16 protein-coding genes, 1 tRNA gene and 1 rRNA gene are annotated in these 12,230 nt (G+C 29.9%); 11 read left to right on the top strand and 7 right to left on the bottom strand.

All coding sequences use genetic code 11. From position 1 onward, the window contains the following. Window positions 1-6 precede the first annotated feature (6 nt). Both rrf and KPL51_RS20045 read left to right on the top strand, forming a co-directional pair. Window positions 7-123 (top strand): 5S ribosomal RNA (rrf, locus tag KPL51_RS20050). Window positions 124-129: 6 nt separating this feature from the next. After that, window positions 130-205: transfer RNA gene (locus tag KPL51_RS20045), tRNA-Lys, on the top strand. Window positions 206-234: 29 nt separating this feature from the next. On the opposite strand, the gene KPL51_RS20040 is transcribed toward KPL51_RS20045, so the two are convergent. Next, window positions 235-810, bottom strand: coding sequence for a response regulator (locus tag KPL51_RS20040; RefSeq protein WP_216165617.1), 576 nt, complete (start codon window positions 808-810; stop codon window positions 235-237). A gap of 386 nt (window positions 811-1,196) precedes the next feature. Here KPL51_RS20040 and KPL51_RS20035 point away from each other — a divergent pair, with 386 nt between their 5' ends. From KPL51_RS20035 to KPL51_RS20005, 7 genes are all read left to right on the top strand, one after another. Further along, the gene (locus tag KPL51_RS20035; protein WP_216165615.1) at window positions 1,197-1,850 is read left to right on the top strand and encodes a potassium channel family protein; all 654 of its coding nucleotides are present in this window, start codon (window positions 1,197-1,199) and stop codon (window positions 1,848-1,850) included. Beyond that, entirely contained in the window at window positions 1,847-2,506 is a 660-nt protein-coding gene (locus KPL51_RS20030; RefSeq protein ID WP_216165613.1) for a potassium channel family protein, read from the top strand. Before KPL51_RS20035 ends, KPL51_RS20030 begins: the two co-directional genes overlap by 4 nt. Before the next feature lie 111 nt (window positions 2,507-2,617). Continuing rightward, window positions 2,618-4,153: a TrkH family potassium uptake protein gene (locus KPL51_RS20025; RefSeq protein ID WP_216165611.1), complete on the top strand. Its 1,536-nt coding sequence runs from the start codon at window positions 2,618-2,620 to the stop codon at window positions 4,151-4,153. After that, window positions 4,129-4,629 (top strand): hypothetical protein, encoded by a 501-nt coding sequence (locus KPL51_RS20020; protein WP_216165609.1) that lies wholly within the window; start codon window positions 4,129-4,131, stop codon window positions 4,627-4,629. The genes KPL51_RS20025 and KPL51_RS20020 overlap by 25 nt, the downstream gene beginning before the upstream one ends. Window positions 4,630-4,697: 68 nt before the next feature. Further along, a complete protein-coding gene (locus tag KPL51_RS20015) occupies window positions 4,698-6,251 on the top strand; it encodes an ATP-binding protein (RefSeq protein ID WP_224854558.1) in 1,554 nt (517 codons plus the stop codon). After that, window positions 6,220-6,921 carry a response regulator gene (locus KPL51_RS20010; RefSeq protein ID WP_216165606.1) on the top strand — a complete coding sequence of 234 codons (702 nt, stop codon included), beginning with the start codon at window positions 6,220-6,222 and terminating at the stop codon, window positions 6,919-6,921. Before KPL51_RS20015 ends, KPL51_RS20010 begins: the two co-directional genes overlap by 32 nt. Before the next feature lie 128 nt (window positions 6,922-7,049). Then, window positions 7,050-7,463 (top strand): tetratricopeptide repeat protein, encoded by a 414-nt coding sequence (locus KPL51_RS20005; protein ID WP_216165604.1) that lies wholly within the window; start codon window positions 7,050-7,052, stop codon window positions 7,461-7,463. Between the two features lie 29 nt (window positions 7,464-7,492). On the opposite strand, the gene KPL51_RS20000 is transcribed toward KPL51_RS20005, so the two are convergent. The 4 genes from KPL51_RS20000 to KPL51_RS19985 form a co-directional block, all read right to left on the bottom strand. Further along, a complete protein-coding gene (locus tag KPL51_RS20000) occupies window positions 7,493-7,699 on the bottom strand; it encodes a hypothetical protein (protein ID WP_216165602.1) in 207 nt (68 codons plus the stop codon). Between the two features lie 25 nt (window positions 7,700-7,724). Further along, window positions 7,725-8,393 carry an ABC-2 transporter permease gene (locus KPL51_RS19995; protein ID WP_216165600.1) on the bottom strand — a complete coding sequence of 223 codons (669 nt, stop codon included), beginning with the start codon at window positions 8,391-8,393 and terminating at the stop codon, window positions 7,725-7,727. Further along, window positions 8,393-9,253: an ABC transporter ATP-binding protein gene (locus KPL51_RS19990; protein ID WP_216165598.1), complete on the bottom strand. Its 861-nt coding sequence runs from the start codon at window positions 9,251-9,253 to the stop codon at window positions 8,393-8,395. Before KPL51_RS19990 ends, KPL51_RS19995 begins: the two co-directional genes overlap by 1 nt. A 72-nt stretch (window positions 9,254-9,325) precedes the next feature. Then, a complete protein-coding gene (locus tag KPL51_RS19985; protein ID WP_216165595.1) occupies window positions 9,326-9,703 on the bottom strand; it encodes a GntR family transcriptional regulator in 378 nt (125 codons plus the stop codon). 202 nt (window positions 9,704-9,905) lie between these two features. Here KPL51_RS19985 and KPL51_RS19980 point away from each other — a divergent pair, with 202 nt between their 5' ends. Both KPL51_RS19980 and KPL51_RS23730 read left to right on the top strand, forming a co-directional pair. After that, window positions 9,906-11,123: a mechanosensitive ion channel family protein gene (locus KPL51_RS19980; protein WP_216165593.1), complete on the top strand. Its 1,218-nt coding sequence runs from the start codon at window positions 9,906-9,908 to the stop codon at window positions 11,121-11,123. A gap of 43 nt (window positions 11,124-11,166) precedes the next feature. Then, on the top strand, window positions 11,167-11,307 hold the full coding sequence (locus KPL51_RS23730; protein ID WP_216165591.1) for a hypothetical protein: 141 nt from the start codon (window positions 11,167-11,169) through the stop codon (window positions 11,305-11,307). Between the two features lie 43 nt (window positions 11,308-11,350). On the opposite strand, the gene KPL51_RS24655 is transcribed toward KPL51_RS23730, so the two are convergent. Together KPL51_RS24655 and KPL51_RS24650 are read right to left on the bottom strand one after the other, a co-directional pair. Beyond that, a complete protein-coding gene (locus KPL51_RS24655; RefSeq protein WP_446681744.1) occupies window positions 11,351-11,695 on the bottom strand; it encodes a GlgC family sugar phosphate nucleotidyltransferase in 345 nt (114 codons plus the stop codon). A 43-nt stretch (window positions 11,696-11,738) separates the two neighbouring features. Beyond that, on the bottom strand, window positions 11,739-12,230 hold the full coding sequence (locus tag KPL51_RS24650) for a sugar phosphate nucleotidyltransferase (protein ID WP_446681743.1): 492 nt from the start codon (window positions 12,228-12,230) through the stop codon (window positions 11,739-11,741).

Raw genomic sequence — 12,230 nt, 5'->3', positions numbered from 1 at the left:
TCTCAATCTAGTGATTATGGCATGAAGGTAACACCCCTTCCCATACCGAACAGGTAGGTTAAGCTTCAATGCGCTAATGGTACTGCAGGGGTAACTTTGTGGGAGAGTAGGTCATCGCTAGGTTTACATGGTTTACTAGCTCAGTTGGTAGAGCACATGACTTTTAATCATGGTGTCCGGGGTTCGATTCCCCGGTAAGCCACCAAAAAAGCACTTCTTTATGAAGTGCTTTTTTCATTTCCATTGCTGGGCCATATTATGAAATATTTCAGCTTTCCTTAAATCCCCTTGTTTACTATATACTATAGATATTAATTCATAAATTTCAGGAGTGTTTGGATCAGTAGATAAAACTACTTTAAGTGTATCCAATGCTTTTTTTAGGTTATTCTCAGTTATTAATTGTTTAATAATCATTAGTTGGTATTCAATATTTTTGGTGGAGGGATCTTCTTCTGTCATCATTTCATCAATAATAGTTTTAATCTTATCGGTAGTAAAAGGTTTCTGTAAATAAGTAATTGCACCAAGCTTAGTACAATCAACCGCATTTTTAACAGTAGCAAAAGCTGTCATAATTACAACAGGAGCATTTATTCCTTTAGCTCTAATTCTCTTTAAAACTTCTGTTCCACTTATTTCGGGCATTTTAATATCCAAAAATATTAAATCCACAGGCTCAGTATCAATTATGGATAGTGCTTCGGTACCATTAGTAGCCAACAAAACTTCAAACCCCTTTAGTTTAAGGTAAATACCTAGTAATGTTCGAATATTTTTTGTATCATCTACAACTAAAACTCTTTTCATAGTACATCTTCTTTCCTCAATTAAAAATTATATTATTAAATACATAGGTTTAAAATTCTGACTATTAGTATCTGGAATTACAGCAAACACTTTAAGATTTATATATAAGTATAAGATATTTTCAAGTTATAAGCAACCCAAATGAAGAGTTTAGAATTTATATGCTCAATTTTGGACCAATACTATTAGAAAAATGAAGCATAATGAGTATAAACAAAGAATGTCATTGCTATATTTCTTAAATCGCATATAACGAATAGGAGAATGATTTTAAGAACAAATAGGCAAAGTTGCGTTATGCCCTATAATTGCTTAAAATATGCATATAGTATTAAATTAGCATTTGGTATTGTTTTTAAAAGAAATTTAAGCAAGGAGAATATGATATGTATATTGTAATAATAGGGTGCGGTAGATTAGGAAGTGGACTTGCTATGGAATTGTCTAATGACGGCCACGATGTGGTAATAGTGGATAAGTATGCAGAAAATCTGGAGCGTCTTAGAAGTGGGTTTAATGGAATTAAAATTAAAGGTGTGGAAATAGATAATGATATATTAATGGAAGCAGGAATAGATAAGGCAGATCTATTTTTAGCTATGACTCCAGCTGACAATATAAATATTATGGCTAGTCAAATTGCAAAAGATATATTTAATGTACCTAGTGTAATAGCTAGAATTTTTGACCCTTCAAGAGAATTTATTTATAGAAAACTAGGATTACAAACTATAAGTCCAACGGAAGTAAGTATAAATATGATTAAAAACAAAATAATAGATAAAAATTTAGATACAAAATTAATATTGTGTAATGATATATCTATAGAAGAGATTACAATAAACAAACTAAAATTTGACACTATTTCAGAAATAGAAGATAAATTTAACTGTAGGATATGTGCAATTTTAAGAAATGGAGAATACTCTATACCAAATAAAGATCAAATATTAGAAAAGGGAGATCAAATAATTTGCAGCATAAATAAGGTGAATAAAGAAAAGTTAGTAAAGGCAATAATGAAGGAGAAGCTTATATGAGGGCAGTAGTAGTTGGTGGAGGAAAAGTAGGTTACTATCTTGTTAAAGCATTGATAGAGAAAAAGCATAACGTTACATTAATAGAAAAAAATTCAACAACTTGTAAAAAGATTGCTGAGGAACTTAATGTAGATGTAATATGTGGAGATGGTTCTGATGTTGAAGTACTAAAAGATGCAAATATAGAGGAAGCTGACGTAGTGGCTGCAGTAACTGGAAAAGATGAGGAAAATTTAGTTATTTGTCAGATGGCTAAAGTGAATTTTAATATTAATGAGACCATAGCAAGAATTAACAATCCTAAAAATACAGCAATATTTAAGGCACTAGGAGTAGATAAGACTGTATGTAGCACACAAGTAATTTGTAATTTGATAGAGGGAGAATTTAACAGTGAACCGCTACAAGTAATAGAAAGCATAAATAGTGGCGAAATGGTATTAGTTGAAGCGAAAATAGATAAAAAAAGTGCATGGATAGGTAAATCTGTAGAGCAGTTAAAGTTGCCTAAGGAATGCTTAATAATATCAATAGTAAGATGTGAGAAAGTTATTTTTCCAAGAGGCAACGAAGATATAATAGAAGGGGATAAAGTCCTTATCATAATCAATACGAATAGAAAGAAAGATGTAGAGAAATCTATAATTGGAGGTTAAATAATATGACAAGCAAAAAGATTATAGGTGGAGTAATTACAGAGATAGGATATACATTAATATTTTTATTTGTACTATATGGCATTAATATGATTTTGGCAAGGTGAAGTAATGAAAAAAATAGTAAAAAACTTTGATGATTTTAAAATAATAAATTTTTATGTAGGATATGTAATAATGGCTACTGCAATTTTAATGTTTATACCAATAGTTACTTCATTAATGTTTAAGGAATGGAGTACACTTTTAGATTTTATTATTAGTATAAGTATAGCTCTTAGCTTAGGCATAATTCTTATGTTTACAGGTAGAAGTAAAATTGATAGTGTAAAGGTACAATGGAAGCATGGCTTAATTATTGCATCTAGTTCATGGGTTATATTAACTTTGTTATGTGCAGTGCCATACGCGCTTAGCGGGAACACTAGATCTTTTTTAGATGCAATATTTGATGTTATGAGTGGATTTACAACCACAGGACTTGTTCTTACTCAAGATCTTGACCATCTTTCAATGGGACTAAATATGTGGAGACACATTATTACCTTTGTTGGTGGGCAAGGTATGGTTGTACTCGCTTTAAGTTTTATGGTAAATCATACATTAGGAGCTTATAAAATGTATGTTGGTGAAGGTAAGGACGTTGAGCTTGTTCCCAATGTGAAAAATACAGCAAGAATTATATGGAAAATAAGTATTGTATATTTAATCATAGGCACAATTATGCTATGGATTAATGGAATATTTATAGGATTAACGCCTGTAACTGCTTTTTTTCATGGACTATTTATTTTTATGTCTGCCTGGAGTACAGGTGGATTTGCGCCAATGTCTCAAAATATTTTGTATTATCATAGTCTTTCCTATGAACTATTAACAATGATTTTATTCGTTATTGGTTCTTTGAATTTTGCATTACATTATGCTGTATGGCAGGGTAATAAAAAAGAAGTGTTCAAGAATATTGAAACACAAAGTTTTTTTATTACGGCATTAATTATCTCTTTTTTTACAGCACTAAAATTAACAAATTCAGGTGTATATAGTAATGGTATATCAGTTTTTAGAAAAGGGGTATATAATGTATTATCTGCACATACAACTACAGGGTTTGGAAATCTTTATGCACGGCAGTTTGCTACTGAGTGGGGAGATTTCCCGGTGGTTATGCTAATAATAGCTATGCTCATAGGTGGCTCAGCTTGCTCTACAGCAGGTGGATTTAAGGGACTCAGGGTGGGCTTGGTTTTTAAAAGTATAATTGCAGAAATAGATAAATTGCTGAATTCTGATAGAAAAATAAAGGTATTTAAGTTTCATCATATAAAAGAAATTATTTTAGACGATGGAATGGTGAAATCTGCTTACCTAATAATAATATGTTATATAATTTTATTTTTTATTGGGACAGCTATGGGAACCTATTATGGGTATCCAGTGCTTAGTTCTGCTTTTGAAGCTGCATCGGTCACAGGGAATGTAGGATTATCTATTGGTGTTACTACTCCATCAATGCCAGCGGCATTGAAGATTTATTATATAATTGCAATGTATTTAGGGAGATTAGAATTTATCTCTGTATTTGTACTAATAGGAGCTACATTTGGAGGCATTAAGAAATTATGGTTAAGACTTATAAAACATTAATATTAATATGTATATTAGTTTTTTCTTTTTATATAAATTGTGAGGCAAAGGATTATAGTAATTTTAACGATTTAATTGAAAATAGTAAATCCATTGATAAGGATAAAATCATACTAAAGGGTGAAGCTATTGGAGAGGCTATGAATAGAGGAAAATATTCATGGGTAAACATAAGTGATGGAAATACAGCTATGGGAATATGGTTAGAAAGTGAACAGGAAAAAAGCATAAAGAACTTAGGAAAATATGGATATAAGGGAGATACAGTAGAGGTAGTTGGGATTTTTAATAGAGCATGTATAGAGCATGGCGGAGATATGGATGTACATGCTCTATCGATTAAGGTTATAGATGTTGGTGGAAAGGTAATAATTCCTATAAGCAAAAATAAAAAAAATATTGCAATACTATTAACACTCATCACTCTTGCATTAATTTTAACATATATAAAATTTGCTAAAAGCACTTCAAAATAAACTATTTTACTAAGATATAAAATAAAACTATCATATTATAATTTTAAATATAAAAAGGAGATGAAAATTTGATAAAAAGGATAATTGAAAATGTATTTAAAACAATAGTTATTATGATTTTATCTATTCTTTTATCTCTGTTATTTAGGAAAATAGGATTACATGAGTCGAATGTAATGATAGTATTTATTTTGGGAGTATTATTTGTGTCAAGATATACTGATGGATATGTTTACGGTATTTTGGCTGCGGTGATTGGTGTACTATCCTTTAACTTTTTCTTTACTATACCATACTATAGTTTTTTAGCTTATAGAGCGGATTATCCAGTAACTTTTATTATTATGCTCATAGCCGCAATTATTACTAGTACCTTAACTTCAAGAGTTAAGGCGCAAGCTAGGATATCTTTAATACGTGAGAATAGGATGCAAATTTTATATAAAATTAATAAATCATTGCTTATAGCAAGAAATAAGAAACAAGTGGTTGAATATTGCGAGGACAATTTAGTCGATATGTTTAATAGGACTATTATGATAGCTATATTAGATTATAAAAATAATTTACAAAAGCCATGTGATTATGCGGTTAATGGAGAGGATAATAATGAGATATTTAAGTCAGATGTAGAGGCTCTAGCAATTGAGAAATGTTTCAAAACGGGTAAATCAGTGGGTGTTGAAGCTGAAATTTATATGGATTGTGTTGGACATTATCACCCTATTAAAGGACAAAATGAGGTTCTTGGAATTATTGGGATAGCATGTCTAGATGAAAATACATTATCAAAAAATGAAAAGATTCTTTTAGAGTCAGTTTCTACACAAATTGCGTTAGCTATTGAGAGAGAAGATTTATATGAAAAGAAAAGACAGATAAATTTAGAGACCGAGACAGAAAGGCTTAGGGGTAACCTTTTAAGATCTATTTCCCATGATTTAAGAACTCCATTAACAGGAATATTAGGGTCTGTTTCTACTATTACTGATAATTATGATTTACTTGATAATGATACAAAAAAAGAGCTTCTTGCTATCATATATGAGGATACAAGCTGGCTTATACATTCAGTTGAAAATATATTGAGCATGACAAGAATAGATGAAGGCAAGCTTGAAATTAAGAAGGATGTAGAGGTTGTTGAAGAAATTATAGCTGAATCTATATCTAGAGTTAGAAGGTTTTCAGGCAATCATAATGTCGTAACTGATTTACCGGGAAATATGGTTATACTATTTGTAGATGGATTGTTAATAGAACAAGTTCTTATTAATTTAATAGATAATGCCATAAAGTATACACAAAGTGATTCTATTATAGAAGTTAAAGTCACAGAAAGCGAAGAAAATGTGGTTTTTCAGGTATCAGACAACGGAAAAGGCATACCAAAAGCAGATATAAGGGCTATTTTTGATAGGTTTTATACTAAGACTAGGGGTGATTGCTTAGAAAAACGAGGTATAGGACTAGGATTGGCTATTTGTAAGTCTATTATTGAAGCACATGGTGGAACTATAGAAGCATTTAATAACTCTTCTGGTGGAGCGACTTTTAAATTTAGTTTACCAGTAATAAGGAGCGATGAAAATGGATACAAAGCCTTTGATTTTAATAGTTGAAGATGATAAACCTATTAAAAAATTTATGAAAGTTTCGCTTGAGGCACAGGGATATAAGTGTATTGAAACTGAATTTGGTAAGGCGGCTATAACACTTACTAGTTCCCTTAATCCAGATATAATAATTTTAGACCTAGGACTCCCTGATATGGATGGACTTGATGTTATTGAAGAAGTAAGAGAGTCAACAAAAGCTATGATTATAGTTGTTTCAGCACGGGGACATGAAAGAGAAAAGGTTGAAGCCCTAGATAGGGGTGCAGATGATTATTTGACTAAGCCTTTTAGTGTGGCAGAGCTTTCAGCTAGAATTAGGGTTGCACTTAGACATTTCAATGTGGATAGTAATTCACAAGATAAGGTGCAGTCAGCATTTGTGGTCAAGGATTTAAAGATAGATTTTGAAAAACGCAAAGTCACAATTTCAGATAGTGAAATACATTTAACACCAATGGAGTATAAGTTAATAGAGTTAATGTCTAAATATGCAGGGCGGGTTTTAACTCATAAATACATAGTTGATGAGATTTGGGGGAATTATCTTGATAATGATTCACAGTCTCTTAGGGTATTTATGGCTAATATAAGAAGGAAAATAGAGAAGGACCCTGCACAACCGAAGTATATAATAACTGAGGTTGGAGTCGGATATCGCTTAGTTGATGAATAATATAAAATCTTAACATAATCTTTATATGGGAGCATTTATCTTTATACTATCTTAATAGCAAATGCATAGTGAATTTGATAATATATAATTATCAAAGATAAAGAGAAAGGGTAACTTGAGGTGAAACTATGTTAACAAATATAAATGAAGAAAATTTTTTTCAAAGTAATATAAACAAAGCAATTAGAGCAATAAAGTCAAATAGATGTGATTTAGCAATTAACTATCTGAGTGCAGATATTATTGAAAATTCACCTTCAGCTGAAGTGTTCAATTTATTAGGAATTGTTTCAGAGTATAGAGGGGATGAATCTATGGCCTGTAAATACTATAGAGCTGCATACGTATTTGATCCAACTTATAAACCAGCAGATAAAAACTTAGAAAAATTAACTTCATTTTTTTATAGATTTAATGAAGAATGCATAGATTTTGGTGATACTTTGGAAAAAGGAGATAAAAAAACATATTTTCTTGAGTATAAAGGCATACACTTTGGACATATAAAAAATAATAAGGTAGATAGAAAATCAGCTTGTTAATTTATGACAAGCTGATTTTGTTTTTCTATTTATTGTAAATCAGTGTTTTTTCTTTCATTAGTTAAAAGTATTGCCAATGCAACAATTGGCAAGAATGCAAGAACTAAATATATCATACCAAATGTATTTCCTAATATATTAAGTATCGCTGATAATACCCAAAGAAACATAGTACAACTGTTTTTGTAGATATGAAAATTGTCACGTGTAAATTTTAAGAATTTATTGCTTTTCACTAAAAAGACCTCCAATTTATTGAGTTTAAAATTCCTTATTTTTATATATCCGTATAGATATTATTAGAGAAATTAAAAAGAAAATTAAGCCAATCAACAGAGCTAAAGAGTTTTGTGTAAAACTAGAAGTGTTACTTAAAAAATAATTAATTTTCTGAACAAAAATGCTATTTGGATTTTCAATTGCATAGCTAATAGCTATCGATGGTAAGAAGATAACTACCATAGCCAGTATAACGTTAAAAAAATTCATTTTTATGTAACCAAATTTAAAATATACAGGAAAAAATATAGAACTGAATATACATACAGATGTAAAAACTAAAACAATATCCAAAAGTGAGATTGACATAGCAAATACTTGAAGGCCAGTAAATTTACCTATAAATCCAATTAATATTGAATAGATAATGCCTATAGTTGCAAATACAAATACTGAGATATATTTTGATATAACAATATCCACTCTTTTAATAGGCAAACTATTTATTACAATTTCACTTTTGTTTTTTTCATCATAGCTTACAGCTAAACTTATGAATATATATGTAGTTGCCATAGGTGGCAACACATATAAACCGAATCCATTGGGAGCCATGGAAAAAAAAGCAATTGGTGCAATAATAGCATAAAGAAGAGCATATAATAAGGTCTTTTTCTGAATAGCTATATCTTTTATTACCAAATTAAACACTAAATATTCCCCCTAACTGAATACACCAGAATATCTTCAAGAGATGCCTTTTCGATAATACCACTACCCGTAAATATCTTTCTAGCTTTAGTAATGTCCTTTGTTAAAGCCTCAAATCCATAATCATTTTCTTTTATACTTACAAATTCACGTCTAGTGTCATTGTCTAAAAGCTCTTTGCTTCCCTTGACTAGTCCGTAATTATCAATAATTTCGTCTTTAGTCTGAGAGAAAACTAATTTGCCTTTATTGATAAAAGTAATATAATCTGCTATCTTTTCAAGGTCAGTAGTTATGTGAGTTGAAAAGAATATACTTACATTTTCGTCCTGAATTATATTATAGAAAATATCTAAAAGTTCACTTCTAAATACTGGATCAAGACCAGATGTGGGTTCATCCATTATAATAAGCTGAGCATTATGACAAAGAGCTACCGCTAGAGAAAACTTCATTTTCATTCCCTTTGATAGGGTCTTTATTTTATTTTTTTTAGGAAGTTCAAAATCTTTAATATATTTTTCAAAGAGTATGTCATTCCAGCTTTTATAGAAAGGCCGGAGGATATTTTTCATTTCTATGATGTTTAATTCTTCATAGAAATAGTTTTCATCATAAACAAAACCTATTTTTTGCTTAATTTCTTTATTGTACTTTAAATTATCTAGTCCAAAAACATTTATGTCACCACTGTCTTTTTTAATAAGATTCATTATAAGTTTTATGGTAGTACTCTTTCCAGATCCATTTGGGCCTATAAATCCCATCACAGAGCCTCTTTTAACATTAAAAGATAGATTGTCTAAAGTAAAATTCTTATAGGATTTTTGAAGATTTTTTATTTCTAAAATATTATCCATATTTATTCCCCCTAATTATTTTGTGAAACGCAATAATTATGTACAGATTCCCCGTTTTAATTACATTAGAGATTAATTATCTTCTGTGTACAAAAGTTGGAGCATACATTGTAAATCTTCTAAACTTAAATTCAAAAGTTTGCCCTCAGTCACGACTTCCGTAAGCTTTTCATCTATAGCTGTAAGTCTTTTTTCTCTTATTAGGTCTTTGTTTTGACCAGAGACATAGGATCCTTTCCCAGGGACAGTTTCTAAAAAACCATCTTTTTCAAGTTCTTCATAAGACCTCTTAGTGGTTATAACACTTATTTGAAGCTCTTTTGCTAAACTTCTTATAGAAGGTAGTGCATCTCCCGCAGAAAGTTCGTCCTTCATAATGGCAGTTTTAATTTGAGTTGATATTTGCTCATAAATTGGATGCTGTGATGAATTAGAAATTATTATATTCATAATTGACTCCTTTGTGCATGGTGTATATATACTATATAAACAGTATATACGGTATTGTAATTATTGTCAACGAGTATTTGTGTGTTAGTATATGAATATATTAATAAAATACCTTATTTCTTATATAATCCATTGAGAAAATAACCTAATTAGCTTAAAATGATTATAGATATAAACATAAGAAAAAAAGGAGAGTGATGTTTTGTTTCAATTTATAGTTGATTTTTTTGTGGAAAACAGAATACAATATGTTTTTACTGATATACAATCTTATAAATTTAAATATATAGGGATGGCTATTGCGGTTTTTGCATTATTTGTATTATTAAAAAAGGTATTTGCAAAATATGTATTTAAACTAATAATGAGACTCGTTAATAAAACAAAGTTTAATGCAGATACAAAAATAGTAGAGGCTTTTCAAAAACCAGTAACTAATTTTTTTGAGGTATTGGGATTTTATTTTGCATTTAAAATTCTAACTTTGGCAGGAATTCCAATTAGTTTAATAACTATAGATAAGGTTTTTAGCACTGCTATAATAATTCTAATTACGTGGGGAACAAATAATCTCACTGGTGAATCTTCTGTATTATTTGAAAGGATGCATAAAGCTTATGACATAAAAGTAGATAAAATATTATTTCCATTTATGTCAAAGGCATTAAGATTAATAGTGGTAGCATTAGCTATTACTATAATTGCTGAAAAATGGGGATATAATATTCAAGGTTTTGTTGCAGGGCTTGGCCTAGGAGGACTTGCTTTTGCACTAGCAGCTAAAGATGCAGCAGCGAATATTATTGCAGGTATTTTTATAATATTAGATAAACCTTTCACTATTGGAGATTGGGTTAGTAATGACTCATTAGAAGGTAGCATAGAGGATATTTCTTTTAGAACTACTAAAATAAGAGCAGTTGATCAATCCTTAATAATAGTGCCGAATTCAAAATTGACGAATGAAGCTGTAGTCAATTTTAGCAGAAGAGGCAAACGAAGAGTTAGTTTTAATTTACAACTAACTTATAAAACCTCTAGAAAAAAACTAGAAACTTGTGTGGGTAATATACAACATATGTTAGAAGAGCATCCACAAGTTAGTAAGGAAGGTATTCTTGTAAGGTTTGATAAATTTAATGCCACTAGTTTAGATATCTTAGTATGTTTCTTTACTGATACACCAGATTTTGATGAATATTTCAAAATAAAAGAGGATGTTAATTTTAGAATAGTGGAAATTTTGCAGAGTGAAGAAATTACAATGTCCTTCGAAAGTAAAAGTGTTTATATAGAAAGCTTACCTAATATAAGTAAAGAAAAAGATTTTAAATTAGAAGATAAACTTCAAAAAAAGGACATATCATCAGAAAGCATAAATAGAAATAATGATAATAATAAAGATAATGATAAGAAATAAAAGAGGCTTGGCATTATAGGAATTAAGCCACCACATTTTATGAGTGAGCAGGAAAGTAAAAAATCATGGTGGAATAAGGACAGGAGTGCTTTCAATTCCGTGTAGAGATACACATTCTATATCAGAAATGGTTTCTATGAAGGATGTAGAGGATACAATAAATTTACTTAAAGAACTTATATAAAATTAATTAGCAGCAGTAACGTGTAATGTTACTGCTGCTATATTTAAAATAAGGCTCTCTTTTCAATTACTAGTGGGAATTCTTCATCACCAATAAGTTGTTTGTCCTTATCTAAAATTACATCTTTATCCATAATAACATTGAAAAGTTTAGAATTTTCTCTGATTTCACAATTTTGAAGGATAATACTGTCTTTGATTTCGGCTCCACTATGAACTTTAACGCCTCTTGAAATAATACTATTTTCAATGCTTCCTTCTATAACGCAGCCATCAGCAATTATGGAATTTTTCACTTTGCTTTCATGGGAATACTTAGTAGGAGGTTCATCTATAATTTTTGTATAAATAGGACCATTTTTAAAAAATAATTCTTTAGTTGCTTTCAAGTTTAGCATGCTCATATTGGCTTTATAGTAGGCACTTATTGAATTAATACATCATATTTATAAAATTTTTTATCCCTATATTGATATTTTTGTATATTATAGTTATATCCTGATGTTTTTCTTCATGATAGGTTACAGCTGCGGCATAATCTATATTTCCTAACATATAAGAGGAGGAAAGAATCACATTTTCTTCCTTGCTTCTATATAAATACTCCATATTATTTCTAAGCATTTCTGCATCATTTAAAGATGTGTTTGCAATTCCAAAATTAAATACAAACAGCCCATTAAGTCTTCTGTCTAAATCCCAAGGTTTACCTGATCCTAAATGATCCACTAGTGAACGAGCTTTACTTTGAGTAAAAACACCAATATTTTTAAGCCCGGAATTAACCATATTAGATAATGCAAAATCTATAATTCTATACCTAGCAGCTATGGGAATAGAAGCCAGTGGCCTATCTTTAGTAAGACTTATTATGTTCGTTTCATTTTCATTTAAGTTTAATATACCCATATAATTATTAAGCAT

This window comes from Clostridium bowmanii (genome assembly GCF_018861315.1).
Lineage (GTDB): Bacteria > Bacillota > Clostridia > Clostridiales > Clostridiaceae > Clostridium_AD > Clostridium_AD bowmanii.
Note: the sequence above shows the minus strand (reverse complement) of the source record. Positions and strands in the feature narration are given on the sequence as shown.

What these genes read in the sequence shown, in the direction of transcription:
- KPL51_RS20020 (WP_216165609.1), top strand. Translation starts at nt 4,129, where the DNA reads ATGGTTAAGACTTATAAAACATTAATATTAATATGTATATTAGTTTTT.
- KPL51_RS20030 (WP_216165613.1), top strand. Translation starts at nt 1,847, where the DNA reads ATGAGGGCAGTAGTAGTTGGTGGAGGAAAAGTAGGTTACTATCTTGTT.
- KPL51_RS20005 (WP_216165604.1), top strand. Translation starts at nt 7,050, where the DNA reads ATGTTAACAAATATAAATGAAGAAAATTTTTTTCAAAGTAATATAAAC.
- KPL51_RS19985 (WP_216165595.1), bottom strand. Translation starts at nt 9,703, where the DNA reads ATGAATATAATAATTTCTAATTCATCACAGCATCCAATTTATGAGCAA.
- KPL51_RS20040 (WP_216165617.1), bottom strand. Translation starts at nt 810, where the DNA reads ATGAAAAGAGTTTTAGTTGTAGATGATACAAAAAATATTCGAACATTA.
- KPL51_RS20010 (WP_216165606.1), top strand. Translation starts at nt 6,220, where the DNA reads ATGGATACAAAGCCTTTGATTTTAATAGTTGAAGATGATAAACCTATT.
- KPL51_RS19990 (WP_216165598.1), bottom strand. Translation starts at nt 9,253, where the DNA reads ATGGATAATATTTTAGAAATAAAAAATCTTCAAAAATCCTATAAGAAT.
- KPL51_RS20025 (WP_216165611.1), top strand. Translation starts at nt 2,618, where the DNA reads ATGAAAAAAATAGTAAAAAACTTTGATGATTTTAAAATAATAAATTTT.
- KPL51_RS20035 (WP_216165615.1), top strand. Translation starts at nt 1,197, where the DNA reads ATGTATATTGTAATAATAGGGTGCGGTAGATTAGGAAGTGGACTTGCT.
- KPL51_RS24650 (WP_446681743.1), bottom strand. Translation starts at nt 12,230, where the DNA reads ATGCTTAATAATTATATGGGTATATTAAACTTAAATGAAAATGAAACG.